This is a genomic window from Streptosporangium amethystogenes subsp. fukuiense (assembly GCF_042665875.1).
Lineage (GTDB): Bacteria > Actinomycetota > Actinomycetes > Streptosporangiales > Streptosporangiaceae > Streptosporangium > Streptosporangium fukuiense.
In genome coordinates this window covers 782,076-797,764 of record NZ_JBHTEE010000001.1, presented here as the reverse complement: position 1 = coordinate 797,764, position 15,689 = coordinate 782,076, and the positions used below count along the sequence as shown (strand labels likewise).

Annotated in this window: 15 protein-coding genes; 10 read left to right on the top strand and 5 right to left on the bottom strand. The window is 70.3% G+C overall.

Annotation, left to right across the window (positions count from 1 at the left end; all coding sequences use genetic code 11):
• Window positions 1-6: 6 nt before the first annotated feature.
• On the bottom strand, window positions 7-1,575 hold the full coding sequence (locus tag ACFQVD_RS03485) for a carboxyl transferase domain-containing protein (protein ID WP_343963176.1): 1,569 nt from the start codon (window positions 1,573-1,575) through the stop codon (window positions 7-9).
• A 101-nt stretch (window positions 1,576-1,676) separates the two neighbouring features.
• On the opposite strand from ACFQVD_RS03485, the gene ACFQVD_RS03480 reads away from it, so the two are divergent.
• Window positions 1,677-2,264 carry an SACE_7040 family transcriptional regulator gene (locus tag ACFQVD_RS03480; protein ID WP_343963188.1) on the top strand — a complete coding sequence of 196 codons (588 nt, stop codon included), beginning with the start codon at window positions 1,677-1,679 and terminating at the stop codon, window positions 2,262-2,264.
• 6 nt (window positions 2,265-2,270) lie between these two features.
• On the opposite strand, the gene ACFQVD_RS03475 is transcribed toward ACFQVD_RS03480, so the two are convergent.
• Window positions 2,271-3,140 carry a universal stress protein gene (locus ACFQVD_RS03475; protein ID WP_343963177.1) on the bottom strand — a complete coding sequence of 290 codons (870 nt, stop codon included), beginning with the start codon at window positions 3,138-3,140 and terminating at the stop codon, window positions 2,271-2,273.
• A 255-nt stretch (window positions 3,141-3,395) separates the two neighbouring features.
• Here ACFQVD_RS03475 and ACFQVD_RS03470 point away from each other — a divergent pair, with 255 nt between their 5' ends.
• Window positions 3,396-5,612, top strand: a complete 2,217-nt coding sequence (locus tag ACFQVD_RS03470) for a thiamine pyrophosphate-dependent enzyme (protein ID WP_343963178.1) — start codon at window positions 3,396-3,398, stop codon at window positions 5,610-5,612.
• Between the two features lie 135 nt (window positions 5,613-5,747).
• Window positions 5,748-6,194 carry a coiled-coil domain-containing protein gene (locus tag ACFQVD_RS03465; RefSeq protein ID WP_343963180.1) on the top strand — a complete coding sequence of 149 codons (447 nt, stop codon included), beginning with the start codon at window positions 5,748-5,750 and terminating at the stop codon, window positions 6,192-6,194.
• Window positions 6,195-6,236: 42 nt separating this feature from the next.
• Here ACFQVD_RS03465 and ACFQVD_RS03460 read toward each other — a convergent pair whose 3' ends face one another.
• The 3 genes from ACFQVD_RS03460 to ACFQVD_RS03450 are packed head-to-tail and all read right to left on the bottom strand — an operon-like array spanning window position 6,237 to window position 8,803.
• Window positions 6,237-7,382 (bottom strand): magnesium and cobalt transport protein CorA, encoded by a 1,146-nt coding sequence (locus tag ACFQVD_RS03460; protein ID WP_343963181.1) that lies wholly within the window; start codon window positions 7,380-7,382, stop codon window positions 6,237-6,239.
• Window positions 7,383-7,392: 10 nt separating this feature from the next.
• Complete coding sequence (locus ACFQVD_RS03455; RefSeq protein ID WP_343963182.1) at window positions 7,393-7,869, bottom strand: nuclear transport factor 2 family protein; 477 nt, start codon at window positions 7,867-7,869, stop codon at window positions 7,393-7,395.
• 16 nt (window positions 7,870-7,885) lie between these two features.
• Entirely contained in the window at window positions 7,886-8,803 is a 918-nt protein-coding gene (locus ACFQVD_RS03450) for an amidohydrolase family protein (RefSeq protein ID WP_343963189.1), read from the bottom strand.
• A gap of 83 nt (window positions 8,804-8,886) precedes the next feature.
• On the opposite strand from ACFQVD_RS03450, the gene ACFQVD_RS03445 reads away from it, so the two are divergent.
• From ACFQVD_RS03445 to ACFQVD_RS03415, 7 genes are all read left to right on the top strand, one after another.
• Window positions 8,887-9,603: a M50 family metallopeptidase gene (locus tag ACFQVD_RS03445; RefSeq protein ID WP_343963183.1), complete on the top strand. Its 717-nt coding sequence runs from the start codon at window positions 8,887-8,889 to the stop codon at window positions 9,601-9,603.
• A gap of 251 nt (window positions 9,604-9,854) precedes the next feature.
• Window positions 9,855-10,568 carry a sensor histidine kinase gene (locus ACFQVD_RS03440; protein WP_343963185.1) on the top strand — a complete coding sequence of 238 codons (714 nt, stop codon included), beginning with the start codon at window positions 9,855-9,857 and terminating at the stop codon, window positions 10,566-10,568.
• Window positions 10,569-10,716: 148 nt separating this feature from the next.
• Window positions 10,717-13,353 (top strand): class III lanthionine synthetase LanKC, encoded by a 2,637-nt coding sequence (lanKC, locus tag ACFQVD_RS03435; protein ID WP_343963187.1) that lies wholly within the window; start codon window positions 10,717-10,719, stop codon window positions 13,351-13,353.
• A gap of 4 nt (window positions 13,354-13,357) precedes the next feature.
• Window positions 13,358-13,489: a SapB/AmfS family lanthipeptide gene (locus ACFQVD_RS03430; RefSeq protein WP_157594223.1), complete on the top strand. Its 132-nt coding sequence runs from the start codon at window positions 13,358-13,360 to the stop codon at window positions 13,487-13,489.
• A 49-nt stretch (window positions 13,490-13,538) separates the two neighbouring features.
• Window positions 13,539-13,670 carry a SapB/AmfS family lanthipeptide gene (locus tag ACFQVD_RS03425; RefSeq protein ID WP_157594223.1) on the top strand — a complete coding sequence of 44 codons (132 nt, stop codon included), beginning with the start codon at window positions 13,539-13,541 and terminating at the stop codon, window positions 13,668-13,670.
• A gap of 49 nt (window positions 13,671-13,719) precedes the next feature.
• Complete coding sequence (locus tag ACFQVD_RS03420) at window positions 13,720-13,851, top strand: SapB/AmfS family lanthipeptide (protein ID WP_157594223.1); 132 nt, start codon at window positions 13,720-13,722, stop codon at window positions 13,849-13,851.
• 71 nt (window positions 13,852-13,922) lie between these two features.
• Entirely contained in the window at window positions 13,923-15,668 is a 1,746-nt protein-coding gene (locus ACFQVD_RS03415) for an ABC transporter ATP-binding protein (RefSeq protein ID WP_364148021.1), read from the top strand.
• Window positions 15,669-15,689: the final 21 nt, after the last annotated feature.

Sequence of the window (15,689 nt, the reverse complement as noted above, 5' to 3'; positions counted from 1 at the left end):
GTGCGGTCACATCCGGAAGACGCCGTAGCCGACAGGGTCGAGGGGGGCATTGGCCGAGGCTGACAGGGCCAGGCCCAGGACGGTTCGGGTGTCGAGGGGATCGATGACCCCGTCGTCCCAGAGGCGGGCCGTGGAGTAGTAGGGGTTGCCCTGCTCCTCGTACTGCCCGCGGATGGCGTCGGGGTCGGCGTTGCCGACCGTGGACAGGACGTTGGCGGCCTGCTCGCCGCCCATCACCGAGATCCGGGCTCCGGGCCACATCCACAGGAACCGGGGCGAGTAGGCGCGCCCGGCCATCGCGTAGTTGCCGGCCCCGAACGAGCCGCCGACGACCACGGTGAACTTGGGCACCCGGGCGCAGGCGACGGCGGTGACCATCTTCGCGCCGTGCTTGGCGATGCCGCCCGCCTCGTAGGCCCGGCCGACCATGAACCCGCTGATGTTCTGCAGGAAGACCAGCGGGGTGTTGCGCCGGTCGCACAGTTCGATGAAGTGGGCGCCCTTGAGCGCCGACTCGCCGAACAGGATGCCGTTGTTGGCGATGATCCCGACGGGGTGGCCGTGGATGCGGGCGAACCCGGTGACGAGCGTGCTGCCGTACTCGGCCTTGAACTCGCCGAACCTGCTGCCGTCGACGATGCGGGCGATGATCTCACGCACGTCGTACGGGGTGCGGGTGTCGGCGGGGACGATGCCGTACAGGTCGCGGGGGTCGCAGACCGGCTCCTCCGACGGCAGGCGCTCCCACGGGGAGGGCGTGCGCGGCGCGAGGGTGGAGACGATGTCCCGGACGATCCTCAGCGCGTGGCGGTCGTCGTCGGCCAGGTGGTCGGTGACGCCACTGACCCGGGCGTGCAGGTCGCCGCCGCCCAGGTCCTCGGCGCTGACCTCCTCACCGGTGGCCGCCTTCACCAGCGGCGGGCCACCGAGGAAGATCGTGCCCTGGTTGCGGACGATCACCGCCTCGTCGCTCATCGCCGGGACGTAGGCGCCGCCCGCCGTGCAGGAGCCGAGGACCGCGGCGATCTGCGGGATGCCGCGCGCCGACATGGTGGCCTGGTTGTAGAAGATCCGGCCGAAGTGCTCGCGGTCCGGGAAGACCTCGTCCTGCTTGGGCAGGAACGCGCCCCCGGAGTCGACGAGGTAGACACAGGGCAGGTTGTTGTGGAGGGCGACCTCCTGGGCCCGCAAGTGTTTCTTGACGGTGATCGGGTAGTAGGTGCCGCCCTTGACGGTGGCGTCGTTGGCGACGATCACGCACTCGCGGCCGGAGACGCGGCCCACCCCGGTGATGATCCCGGCGGCGGGCGCCTCGTCCCCGTACATCCCTCCCGCGGCCAGCTGGGAGAGCTCCAGGAAGCGCGAGCCGGGGTCGAGGAGGGAGTCGACGCGGTCGCGGGGCAGCAGCTTGCCCCGGGAGACGTGCCTGGCGCGTGACTTCTCCGGACCTCCCAGCCTCGCGGCCGCGACGCGTTCCCCGAGGTCGGCGACCAGCCGCTCGTTGACCTCGGCGTTGCGCTTGAAACCCTCGCCACCCGGGTCGCAGGTGCTTCGCAGCACCGGCCAGCCACTCATGCGGGCCCTCCTGTCCGGCTCCGTCGCCGCTGGGTTAACGATCACTAACTCACCGCAGATGTTAGTCATTATTAACGTTACCGTCTACCATACGGAAGGTGATGACTGCCCAGCCCGCTACCCGCAATCGCGGTTCGCGGCGCGCCGAGATCCTGGACGCCGCGGCGAAACTGTTCGCGGCGCGCGGCTTCCACGGTGTCTCGATCGAGGACATCGGCGGCGCGGTCGGCACCTCGGGCCCGGCCCTCTACCGGCATTTCAGCGGCAAGGAGGCCCTGCTCTCCGAGATGCTGCTGGACGTCAGCGAGCGCCTGCACGCCTCGGGCACCCGCCGCGTGACCGAGGCGGCCGGCGCCGAGCAGGCCCTGAACGCCCTGCTCGGCTGCCAGATCGAATTCGCGCTGAACCACCCGGCGCTGATCACGGTGCACGACAGGGAGCTGGACAACGTACCGGAGCCCGCCCGGCGACGGATCCGCAGGCTGCAGAGACTGTACGTCGAGGAGTGGGTCACCGTGCTGAGCGAGCTCTACCCGGGCCGCTCCCAGGCCGAACTGCGCGCCGCGACCCACGCCGTCTTCGGGCTGCTCAACTCCACCCCGCACAGCGCCGGGGAACTGCCGCCCGCAGCGATGGCCGAACTGCTGCGCGGCATGGCCCGCGCGGCGCTGGCCGCCCCCCAAGGTTAGCGACCATTAACTCATGATGTGAGCACCCTTGCGCGGGGAGGTGAGCCACGCCTGCGAGGGGTACACCATGACCGTGCACGGCGCCTCGCGCAGCAGCATCTGGCAGGCCGGGCCGATGGCGAGGCCCGGCGGGTCGTCGTTCTCCCGGTCGGCCACCACCATCAGGTCCGAGCGGTCGGCCGCCTGACGGAGCACCTCGACGTGGGATCTCGTCTCGATCATGGTCTCCACCTCCAGCTGCGCATACCTCTCCTCCCACAGCGCGACGTTGGTGTTGAAGCGGACCGCCACCGGCCGGATGTCGTCGGTGTCCTCGGGGCAGAGGCAGATCACCAGCAGCGTCGCCCTGCGCAGCGTCGCCTCCTCGAAGGCCAGACCGAGCTCCGCCGACTCCAGATGCGCGTCCTCCACGGCGATCGCGACGCGGTCGGTGCGGAGGTGGCCCGGCTGCCTGACGACGGCCACCGGGCAGCGGGCGTGCGAGGCGACCTGGACCGTCGTCGAGCCGATCTTCAGCTCGTCGAAACCACCGGAGCCGCGCGGGCCGATCACGACCAGCTCGGCCGTGTTCGACACGCCCACCAGGGCCGCCCCCGGCGACCCCTCCACCAGCTGGCCGCGCACCTGTGCCCTGGGGGCCAGATCGTGCGCCAGGGCCAGCCCCCTCTCCAGGATGTGCGAACCCATGCGCCGGATGACCGCGGTGGTCTCATGGGTGACGGAGAGCATCGGGTAGGGCCACTGCCAGGCGTGACAGATCAGCAACGGAAGGAACCTGAGGCGGGCCTCCTCAAGGGCCCAGCGCAGTGCCCGCCGGCTCTCCACGGAGTCGTCGTATCCGACCACCACCGGCCGCTCGTCGTCCTGTACCAGCATTGCGGCTCCCCTCCCGCGTCACTCCTTCCATACTTCACTGATCCGCACGCTCGGTAAGGCGACCATTCACAAGTCTTGCCTCGTTTTCCGGCTCGCACCGGCAAAGGCACCCCCTTGCCCATTGTTTCCGATAATCAGCGGTAAATTCTGACAACCTGTCATGGAAAATTGTTGAATGAGGCCGATCCATGACCCCGCCGCACCAAAGATGTCAAGGTTGAGGACGGCGCCCGCCGGGGAGGACATAATCGGGCTGTGGCGCGCGACACTGTTGAGACCCACTTCACCGAGACCGTGGCCGCCCTCTCTCCCGGGGCGCCGCGCGATCCCGGCCTTCCCGTACGGGAGGGCACGACCCTGACCGGGGCCCGCTGCCGCGAGCTGTTCGAGTTCCAGCTGGGCAGCAGGCTGCTGGACGTCACCGCCCGCTGGCTTCGCGAGCAGGGGCAGGGCTTCTACACCATCGGCTCGGCCGGACACGAGGGCAACGCCGCGATCGCCGCCGCGCTGCGCGTCACCGACCCCGCCCTCCCGCACTACCGGTCCGGCGCCTTCTACCTGACCCGGTCGGCGATGGCGGGACGGCTGCCCGAGGAGGGGATGCGCGACGTGCTGCTCGGCCTGACCGCCTCGGCCGAGGAACCGATGGCCGGCGGGCGGCACAAGGTCTTCGGCCATCCCGACCTGGCGGTGATCCCGCAGACCTCCACGATCGCCAGCCACCTGCCGCGCGCGGTGGGTGTGGCCTTCGCCATCGAGCGCACCCGCCAGTTCGGCCTGCCGGGGCCGTGGCCGGCCGACGCGATCGCGATGTGCAGCTTCGGCGACGCCTCGACGAACCACGCCAGCGCCCTGTCGGGACTCAACACCGCCGCCTACGGCTCCTACCGGAAACTGGCGCTGCCGATCCTGTTCGTCTGCGAGGACAACGGCCTGGGCATCAGCGTGCGCACCCCCGAGGGCTGGGTCAAGGCCGCCCACCACCCGCTGTTGCGGTACTTCGAGGCCGACGGCTGCGACCTGGCCGACGTCCACGACGTGGCACTGGCCGCCGCCGACCACGTCCGTTCGAACCGCGCACCGGCCCTGCTGCGCGTCGGCACCGTCCGGCTGATGGGCCACGCGGGCTCGGACGTGGAGCTCTCCTACCGGACCAAACGGGAGATCGACGCCGACCTCGCGCGCGATCCGCTCGTCGCGACCGCCAGACTGCTCGTCGAGGCCGGTCTGATCACCCCCGACGAGCTGCTGCTCCGCTATGAGACGACGCGCGAGCACCTGTTCAAGATGGCCATGGAGAGCTCACGGCGGCCCCGGCTGGTCTCCGCCCTCGACATCGTCGAACCGCTGGCCCCGCGCACCCCCACCGCCGTCGCCTCGGCCAGCAGGAACGTCGCGGTTCCCGAGGCCAGGGCGAGGGCCTTCGGCGGCAGGCTCCCCGAGCAGGAGGGGCCGCTGACCCTCTCCCAGGCCATCAACCGCACCCTCACCGACGCCCTGGCCGCCCACCCCGACGTGCTGGTCTTCGGCGAGGACGTGGCGCGCAAGGGCGGCGTCTACGGCGTCACCCGCGGCCTGCAGAAACGTTTCGGTCTCGGCCGGGTCTTCGACACCCACCTCGACGAGCAGGCGGTGCTCGGCCTGGCACTCGGCTCGGGGGTCTCCGGCCTGCTGCCGGTGCCCGAGATCCAGTACCTGGCCTACCTGCACAACGCCCTGGACCAGATCCGCGGCGAGGCCGCGACGCTCCAGTTCTTCTCCCGAGGTGCCTTCCGCAACCCGATGGTGCTGCGCGTCGCCTCCTACGCCTACCAGAAGGGCTTCGGCGGCCACTTCCACAACGACAACTCCGTCGCCGCGCTGCGCGACATCCCCGGCCTGGTCGTGGCCTCCCCCGCGCGTCCCGACGACGCCGCCTCGATGCTGCGCACCTGCCTGGCCGCCGCGCGTACCGACGGCAGCGTCTGTGTCTTCCTTGAGCCCATCGCGCTGTACGGCACCCGCGACATGTTCGAGGAGGGCGACAACGGCTGGCTCTCCCCGTACGCGCCCCCGGCCCGCTGGGCGGAGACGCACATCCCGATCGGGCGCGCCCGCAGTTACGGCGACGGCCGCGACCTGACGATCGTGACCTTCGGCAACGGCCTGCGGATGAGCCTGCGCGCCGCGGTCAGGCTCACCGCCGAGGGGCACAGCTGCCGGGTGCTCGACCTGCGCTGGCTCTCCCCCCTGCCGGTGGAGGATCTGATGCGGGCCGCCGAACTGACCGGGAGGGTGCTCATCGCCGACGAGACCCGCCGTACCGGCGGGGTCTCGGAGAGCATCGTCACCGAGCTGATCGACGCGGGTTTCACCGGCAGGATCGCCCGGGTGACCTCCTCCGACAGCTTCATCCCGCTGGGCGAGGCGGCCAGGCACGTGCTGCTCTCCGAGGCCGAGATCGAGGCCGCCGCCCGCAAACTGCTCAGCTGATTCCGCCGGACCGAAATCCCGGAACCCGCCTCCACCATGTCATCCGTACGTGTTCAATTGGATGCGCGCTGTTACGGACCGTGGCTCCGACCCGAAGCCGGACAGCCCTCCGTTTCCCCCTGAGCAGGAGGTACCATGCCCGGAGTCGCGATTGGAAACACAGGTCAGCGCCTGACGGAGTTGGAGGCCCATGCCTTCAAGACGAGCGCAGACCTGGCGTACATCAAGGAGACCCTGAATGATCTCCCTAAGATCGTCCGCGAGGAGGTCATGACCTACACCGCGCCGATGTTCGAAGAGATCATGAACAGGATGGCCACCAAGGAGGACCTCTCCGCGCTCTCCGCCAAGGTCGACAGCCTCGACACCAAGGTCGACGGCCTCGACACCAAGGTCGACGGCCTGGAGACCAAGGTGAACAGCCTGGAGACCAAGGTCGACAGCCTCGACACCAAGGTGAACAACCTGGAGACCAAGATGGATGCCCGGATGGGGGCCATGGAGGGCCGGATGGACTCCATGGAAGGCCGGATGGACTCGATGGAAGGCAAGCTGGACCTGATCCTGGCCAAGCTCGGCTGACGATGCGGATGAGCCCGGGCACCTCCCGGGAGGTGCCCGGGCTCAGAGCCAGTCTCGGCGTTTGAACACCAGATACAGGGTGAGACAGACGCCCGCCATGAGCAGGACCGCGAAGGGGTAGCCCCACGTCCAGTGGATCTCGGGCATCACGTCGAAGTTCATTCCGTAGATGGTGCCGACGAGGGTGGGGGCGAACAGGATGGCGGCCCAGGCGGAGATCTTCTTGACCTCCTCGTTCTGGGCGTTGCTCGCCTCGGTGAGCCTGGTCATGTGCTCGTTCTGGGCCTGGGCGACCATGGTCGAGTTGACCACGAGGATGTCATGGAGCATCTGGCGGAAGCCGCTGACCCGCTCCGCGACGGTGATCGCGTGGTCGGCCACGTCCCGCAGGTATCTCTGCAGTTCCTCGTCCACCCCGTACTTGGCGGCCCCCGCGATGAAACCCTCGATCATGCCCAGCAGCGGCTGGGTGGCCCGCTGGAACTCGATCACCTCGCGCGACAGCTCGTAGATGCGCCGGGAGACCCCGGGTTCGTTACCGAAGACCTGCACCTCGATCTCGTCGATGTCGTTCTGCAGACCGGCGACCACGGGGGCGTAGCCGTCCACCACCGCGTCGAGGATGGCGTAGAGCACCGCCTGCGGCCCCTGGCCGAGCAGGTCGGGGTCGTGCTGCATCCTGCGGCGGACCTGCGACAGGTCGGGGGTCTCGCTGTGCCGTACAGTGATCACGAAGTTCTGGCCGACGAAGACGTGCAGTTCGCCGAAGTCGACCTCCTCGGCCTCGTCGAGATACCTGGCGGGGCGGAGCACCACGAACAGGGTGTCGCCGTAGCGGTCGGCCTTGGGCCGCTGGTGAGCGACGATGGCGTCCTCGACCGCCAGCTCGTGCAGGTCGAACTTCTCGGCGACGTCGAGGATGACGCTCTCCTCCGGCCGGTAGAAGCCGATCCAGGCCATGCTGCCCGGGGTGTTCTTCAGGCACTCGAAGGCGTCGGGAAGAGACTCGGGGGTGGCGGCGCGGTGCCCGTTGACGTAGATCGCGTTGTCGATGACGCGCGAGCGGGGTGGGACCGGCAGCCCGTCACCGGCGGATCTGGGGTCCATCGAACGCTCGGGGGACTCCCCACCGGCGCCGGAACGCCCACGCATCAGGCTTCGCAGGCCCCGCACTCGCCGGTCGGTCACACATGTCTCCTTATCGGGTGGTCATGAACTCTTGCAGCGACTGCATCGCGGTGTTGCGGATCTTGGCCCTGAGCATCGGGGTCCAGCCGAGGATGATCCCGGTCGGCATGCCCATGGCCATCTTGGACCAGCGCCGCAGATCGAAGTCGTCGTGGTGGCGAACGATGAGTCCGTCCTCGAAACGGAAGAGGGCGTCGATTTCATTGACGACCCTCCTGCCCGTCTTTCCGAAGGTGTAACTGGCGGTCCAGTGCGCGGTGCCCTCGTGCCGGCGGACGGCGATGTCGCGGACCTTCACCCCGAGGTCGGCACTGCGGCCGAGCAGCATCCGCCACATCCCCATGACCCTGTCGCGTCCTTCGAGATCCTGGAAGACGGGATCGCCGAACGTGACGTCGGGGTGGTAACAGCGCTCCATCTCGTCGGCGTCACGGCGTGCGAAGGCGCCATAGAACGTCTTGATGAGCTCGGCGTTTCGGTCGTTCACGAGTCTCTCCCGATCATCAATGTCCTGCTGACCGAGTGTAGTGCGCCGAAAGGTCAAGGAGATTGTCCGCGTTGTTCCAACACACCGCACGGAGCCAGTCGTCGCCCAGGTCGAGCCTGTCCAGTGCGTGGAGCTGGTGGGCGTAGGGGTGGGGGATGTTGGGAAAGTCACTGCCGAGCAGGACCTTGCCGGCCAGCCCGAGGTCACGCAGGCGCGGCCGGAGGCGCGCGGGGAACGGCGCGCCGCGTTCGGCGAAGTCGGTGAAGGTCATCGTGGTGTCGAGCCGCACGTTCGGGAAGGTCTCGGCCAGCTCGAAGAACTCGTCGTACTCCGGCATGCCGAGGTGCGCCACGACCAGCGGCAGGGTGGGATGGCGCGCCAGCACCCCGCCGACCGGCACCGGCCCCGTGCAGCGGCCGGGCAGCGGGATCGAGCTGGCGTGGACCACGACGGGAACGCCCCGCTCGGCCAGCAGCCCCCACACCTCGTCGATCTCCTCACTCCTGGGGTCGAAGTCGCCGACCTGGAGGTGGACCTTGAAGATCCGCGCCCCACGGCCGAGCGCGTCCCGGACATAGCCAAGGACTCCAGGTTCGGGGTAGAAGGTGGCCGAGGGCAGACATTCCGCCGTACGGCGGGCGAAGTCGAGCGTCCATTCGTTGAGGCTCTCGGCCATGCCCGGCCGGTGCGCGTAGGCGAGGGCGGAGAAGGCCCGCACCCCGAGCGCCCGCAGCCGATCGACCCGCGCCTCGGCGGGCAGCCGGTAGTGGATCCGCCACCCTTTCCCCATCAGCGGGCCGCCATGCTCGAAGTGGTGCCAGACCCGGCGCTCCATGCGCTCGGGCAGGAAGTGGACGTGCACGTCCGCCAGGCCGGGCAGACCAAGCCCACGCCACCAGGCGGGGACGTCGGCGTCCGCGAGTTCCGGAATCATGTTCTGCACGACCTCGACTTTATCGCCAGCACACCGGCAGTCGTGGGACGCTTTGCTCTCATGCCGCGAAGGAGAAGTGAGCGTTGTCCGACCTCTGGGTGACCCTGACCACGGCCCGTTCCGGGCCGCCCCTCTGGGTCGTGCTGCTGTCCGCGCTGGCCGCACTGGGCGTGGTGTCGTGGTCCACCTCGTGGCAGCTGTCGCGAGGGCTGATCACCATCGCCCACGAGGGCGGACACGCGCTGATGGCACTGCTCACCCGGCGCAAGCTGGAGGGCATCCGCCTGCACTCCGACACCTCCGGTGTCACCCTGACCAGGGGCAGGCCCCGCGGACCCGGCATGATCCTGACCGCCGCCGCCGGATACGTCGCGCCGTCCCTGCTGGGGCTGGGCGGGGCGTGGCTGACCTCCTCCGGCTACGTGGAGGTGCTGATCGCAATAGTGATCGTGCTGCTGTTCTGCATGCTGCTGCTGATCCGCAACCTGTTCGGCGTGGTGAGCCTGCTGGCGACCGGGGGCGCGATCTCCGCCTTCACCTGGTACGCCGAACCCGACATGGACGCGGCCCTCGCCTATCTGGCCGTGTGGTTCCTGCTGCTGGGAGGCGTGCGGCCGATCGTGGAGTTGCAGCGCAAGCGGCGTTACGGCCGGGCGCCCGACTCCGACGCCGATCAGCTCGCCCGGCTGACCTTTCTGCCCGGCGGGTTCTGGGTGTTCCTCTTCCTGGTGGTCGCGGGCGCCTGCCTGGTGGCCGGGGCCTATTTGCTGCTGCCTCCGGCGTTCAAGCTCTCCTGGTGAGCACGCCTCCCGACGCCACGCCCTTCCCCAGGTCGGTCCGGGTGATTTCGCCATGCTGCACGACGCGCACCAAAAAGCTCCGACCAGCGGCCGGACCCCCTGTCACCCGGTTTATGTCACCGTATTCTCAGCCCATTCATCACCATTGTTTCCCTCTCGGAAGAAAGCAGCAACCACCCTTCTCGGTTGACACTTAACAACTTTTTTGAGTTTATTAGAAGGGATATCGTTCCCTCAGCGAGAGGCGCTTCATGCCGCACCCCGCCTACCTCGTCGGAACGGCCGGGGCGGGCATCCTGCTGATCTCTCTGGGCGTCACGCTCGCCCTCACCCTGCGGATCAGACGCCTGCGCGTCGAGCGGGAGCGCGTCCTCGCCAGGGCCTACGAGGGGTTCGCCCGCGACATGCACGACATCGTGGGGCACTGGCTCTGGCTGGCGTCCGTCAAGGGGGAACTGGCCCATCGGCGGGCCGCCGGCGACGCGCGCCTGCGCGAGGATCTGGAAGAGGTGCTCCAGGCGGTACGGCAGGCCGCGCACGCGGTACGGAACGTCTCCGCGGCCCGCCACCGGCTTTCGTTCCCCGGCGAGGCCGCCCGCGCCAGAGCGCTGATGGAGGGATTCGGGGCCTACTGCTCGGTTCGGGTGGACACCGACGAGCTGCCCGAGCCCGTGAGCACGGCGCTGGGCGCCGTGGTTCGCGAGGGCGTGACGAACATGCTGCGGCACAGCCAGGTGAAGCGGTGCGCGATCGAACTGGTCGAGCACGGCGGCCTGCTACGCCTGACCGTCGTCAACGACGGGGCACCCCGGCGGGAGGCGCCCTCCCCCCGCGGCGACACCGGCAGCGGGGTGGGCAACCTCCGCCACCGCCTGGGCGAGCTGGGCGGCACGGTACAGGTGGCGGGCGGTGCGGACGGGTGGTTCACCCTGATAGCCGAGGTTCCCGGCAATTATTCCGAATAACCTTCATGTCTCTCCCGAAAGCGCAGGTAGCACCCGCATGCACGGTCGACACTGTGCGTTTCGCATATACGAGTGGTTCAGCTTGTAACTAGTGGTTTCTCGGGTTATCCGTAATTCTCTCTTCTGGAAGACAGCAGGGGAGAATGCCGTGGATGACCAGTATGAGCTTTATTGCCTGGCGGACCCGCTTTTTTATGACACGCTTGACGGCCGACGGAGCGACCACCCCGATTTCGCGCTCGCGGCCCGGGAGGTCCCGGACGGCTGGCAGCACCAGGCGACCGACACCTGGATGCACTACGCGCCGCTCGCCGGCCGCATCCCCGCCCAGGGCTGGAAGATCCACGTCTCGGCCCGCACCGAGGACGCCGAGCGCGCCATGGAGACGGTCTGGGACTACTGCGTCCCCCGCGGCATCGCGTTCAAGTTCCTGCGCAGCCTGCCGGTCATGACCATGCTGAACTCCAAGGCCGCCCCCCGCGGCGCCAGCGGCAAGCTCGTGACGATCTACCCGGTGGACGAGGCACAGCTGGAGCTCACCCTGAAGGAGCTCGACGAGCTGCTCGCGGGTGTCGAGGGGCCGTACATCCTCAGCGACCTCCGCTACGGCGAGGGCCCGCTCTTCGTGCGGTACGGCGGGTTCGCCGGGCGGCGCTGCCTGGCCGGCAACGGCGAGCTGGTGCCGGCCGTGGAGGACGGCGAGGGGCGGCTGGTCCCCGACGTGCGCGAGCCCTCCTTCGGCGTGCCGTCCTGGGTGGCGCTGCCCGCCTTCCTCGAACCCCACCTGGCCGCCCGCAACGCGGTCACCACCGAGAACCTGCCGTACCGGATCGAGAGCGTCATACAGTTCTCCAACGGCGGCGGCGTCTACCTCGGCGAGGACCTGCGCACCGGGGAGCGGGTCGTGCTGAAGGAGGCCCGCCCGCACGCCGGTCTCGACGCCGCCGGCCGGGACGCCGTGGCACGGCTGGCACACGAGCGCGACATGCTGGAGCACCTGTCCGGGCTGGACGCGGTACCCGCACTGATCGACTACTTCACCCTGGGAGAGCACCGTTTCCTGGTCGAGGAGTTCGTCGACGGCAACCCGCTCCAGCGGCAGCTCGTCCAGAGATACCCGCTGACCAGGGCCACCTGCGACGAGACGGCCCTCACCGAGTACACCGCCTGGGTGCTCGACACGCTTCCCAAGGTGCGGCGGGCGATCGAGTCCCTGCACGGACGCGGAGTGGTCTTCGGCGACCTGCACCCGAACAACATCCTGGTGACCGAGGACGGCCGCCTGGTGCTGATCGACTACGAGGTGGCGACCTTCAGCACCGATCGCGGCCGCGCGGCACTCGCCCATCCGGCGTTCGGCGCGCCGGCCGACCGGCAGGGCACGGACGTCGACCGCTACGCCCTCGCCTGCCTCTGCCTCGGCCTGTTCGCCCCCCAGCTCACGATCATGCTGCCGCTCGACCGCGCCAAGGTGGCCGACCTGGCCAGGCTCATCACCGAGACCTTTCCCGTGCCGCCCGAGGTGATCGACGAGGCGGTCCTGACCGTCGCGGGCCCCGCTCCGGCGGCGGTCACACCGTTCCCGAGGCCGGGTCACGACGGCTGGCCCGAGCTCAGGGAGGCGATGACCCGGGCCATCCTGGCGAGTGCCACTCCCGAGCGCGACGACCGGCTGTTCCCCGGTGACGTCGCCCAGTTCCAGCCCGGCGGGGGCGTCAACCTCGCGTACGGCGCCGCGGGCGTGCTCTACACGCTGGCGGTGACCGGGGCCGAGCGCCTCCCGGCCCACGAGGACTGGCTGCGCCGCAGGGCGCTGGCCCCCGCTCCGGGAACAGGTGTCGGTTTCTACGACGGACTGCACGGCGTGGCCTACGTCCTCGACCTGCTCGGGCACCGCCAGGACGCGATCGACACCGTCGACCTGTGCCTGCGCGAAAAGTGGGAGGCGCTGGAGCTGGGGCTGTTCGGTGGCCTGGCGGGCATGGGCCTGAACCTTCTCCATCTGGGCGCCACCGCCGGCGAACGGGCCTTCACCGACCTTGCCCTGCGGATCGTCGACATCTGCTCCGACAGGCTGGGCGGGCCCGACGACGTGCCGAAGACCAGCGGCGGCAGCCATCCCCGCGCCGGGCTGATGTACGGCTCCTCCGGGCCCGCCCTTCTCTTCCTGCACGCCTACGAGCGCACCGGCGACACGTCGCTGCTCGACCGGGCGGCCGCGGCGCTCCGGCAGGACCTGCGGCGCTGCATCACCGGTGAGGACGGAACCCTCCAGGTCGACCAGGGCTGGCGCACGCTGCCCTACCTGGACGAGGGGTCCGTGGGCATCGGCGTGGTGCTCGCCCGCTACCTGGCCCACCGCGACGACGCGGACCTACGTACCGCGCTCGACGGCTGCCGGCTCGTCACCCGAGGACGGTACTTCGTGCAGTCCGGCCTGTTCACCGGCAGGAGCGGCGTGCTCGCCGCCCTCGGCTGGGGCCTGGGACCCGAGACCCTCCATACCGACCACCCAGACCTGGCCGCGCAGCTGCGCGGGCTCGGCTGGCACGCGCTGCCCCACGGCGGCGGGCTGGCCTTTCCCGGCGACCAGCTGCTCAGGCTCTCCATGGACTTCGCGACCGGCACGGCCGGAGTCCTGTTCGCGATGAGCGCCGTGCTGCACGACCGGCCGGCGTTCCTCCCCTTCATCGAGCCGCCCGGCGGCACGAACGCCCCTGCCTGGGCGTCCGCGCACGGACCCGCCGGACGGTTTGGCACCTACGACCCCTCGAAGGAGGTGTAACGACATGGTTCTTCTCGACCTGCAGTCCCTGGAGACCCCCGGCGGCGGCCACGGCGGCGGCGGTGGCAGCACCCTCACCGTCCTCGGTTGCGAGTCCGGCCGGCCCAGCAACCTGAGCCTGCTGCTCTGCCACTAGTCCTCCCGTTCCACGAAAACCCAGACAACCCAGAAACGGAGCCATTCCCATGGTCCTTCTCGACCTGCAGTCCCTGGAGACCCCCGGCGGCGGCCACGGCGGCGGCGGTGGCAGCACCCTCACCGTCCTGGGTTGCGAGTCCGGCCGGCCCAGCAACCTGAGCCTGCTGCTCTGCCACTAGTCCTCCCGTTCCACGAAAACCCAGACAACCCAGAAACGGAGCCATTCCCATGGTCCTTCTCGACCTGCAGTCCCTGGAGACCCCCGGCGGCGGCCACGGCGGCGGCGGTGGCAGCACCCTCACCGTCCTGGGTTGCGAGTCCGGCCGGCCCAGCAACCTGAGCCTGCTGCTCTGCCACTAGTGAGACCCCGTGCCCGGGACGGCCAGCGACGGCGGCCGCCCCGGGCACACCCGTTCCAGGAAGGAGGGACCGTGCGGGCAGCCGACCGGCTGGTGACCGAGACCGTACGGCGTGGCGGACCCTGGCTGGCCGTCCTCGCGGTCACCTCCGTGCTGGGCGCGTTCGCTCAGCTCGCGCTCCCCCTGGTGCTGGGCAGGACCGTCGACGAACTCGTGGCCGACGGCACGGGCGCGGCGACCTGGCTCGGCGCCTGCGCGGGCGTGGTCATCCTGACCGTGGCCTGCGACACCCTCGGCGTCTGGGCCTCGGGATCGAGCGGCGCACGTTCCTCGGCCTGGCTCAGGGAACGGGTGGTGCGCGGCGTCCTCGGCATCGGGCCGACGATCACCCGCCGGTTCCCCGAAGGGGACCTGGTCACCCGGATGGGCCTGAACACCGAGGAGATCGGACACGCCCCCGAGTCGCTCGTCACCGGGGCGGCGCTGGTCATCCCCACCGCGGGCGGCATCGTGGCCCTCACCCTCATCGATCCCCCGCTGACCGCGACGCTGGTCGTCGGGCTCGTCCTCATCGCGCTCGTCCTGCGGGCCTTCCTCACCGTGAGCACCGCGATCGCGGGTGACTACCAGGCGGCGCAGGGCGACATCGCCGCCCGTCTCGTCGACGCGCTCGCCGGGGCCCGTACGATCGCCGCGGCCGGTACCGCCGATCGGGAGCGGGCACGGGTGCTGACCGCGCTGCCCCTGCTGCGCAGGCACGCCATGGCCATGTGGCGGGCCAACGCGCGGGCCGGTGTGCAGGCCGGCGCCGTGGTCCCGCTGCTGGAGGTCGCGGTGCTCGGGGTGGGCGGGCTGCGACTGGCCGCCGGAGACCTCACGGCCGGCGAGTTGTACGCCGCCGCCCGCTACGTCGTGCTCGGCGCCGGCCTCGGCTCGGCACTTGGCTACATCGGCCGCCTGGCCCGGGCGCGGGCCGCCGCCGCCAGGGTGGACGAGCTGGTCGCCGAGAGCCCCCGGGCCTACGGCACACGGCCGCTGCCGCCGGGCCCCGGCAGGCTGGAACTGCGCGGCGTGGACGCGGGCGGCCTGCGCGAGGTGGACCTCGTCATCCCCGGCGGGCAGGCGGTGGCCGTGGTCGGCCGCTCGGGCGCCGGCAAGTCACTGCTCGCCGCGGTCGCCGGACGGCTGGTGGACCCGCGCCACGGCACGGTCCACCTCGACGGCGTGCCGCTGCCGGAACTCTCCCGCGAGGCGCTCCGCCGGGCCGTCGGGTACGCCTTCGAGCGCCCGGTCCTGCTCGGCGACACCGTCGCCGCCGCGATCGCCCTGGGCGTCGACACCTCCGCTCGCACCCCCGGCACCGGCCGCCGCGGCCGCCGCCGCACCGGGGAAGGCCAGGCCGAACGGCCAGGCGCGAACAGGGAGGTCGTCCGGGCCGCCGCGCGGGCGGCCCGCGCCGACACCTTCGTCCGGCGCCTCCCGCTCGGATACGACACACCACTGCAGGAGGCACCCATGTCCGGCGGTGAGCGGCAAAGGCTCGGCTTGGCCCGCGCCTTCGCGCAGGGGCGGCGCCTGCTCATCCTGGACGACGCCACCTCAAGCCTGGACACCGTCACCGAGCGCCAGGTCGCCCGGACGCTGTCCGGGGAGCTGCGCGACCGCACCCGCCTGATCGTGACCCACCGGGTGGCGACCGCCGCGGCCGCCGACCGGGTGATCTGGCTGGACGACGGCAGGGTACGCGCCTGCGGCAGCCACCGTGCCCTCTGGGCCGACCCGGCCTACCGCGCCGTCTTCCAGGCGGGTGCCTCATGACCGCCACCGGCCCGCACCGGC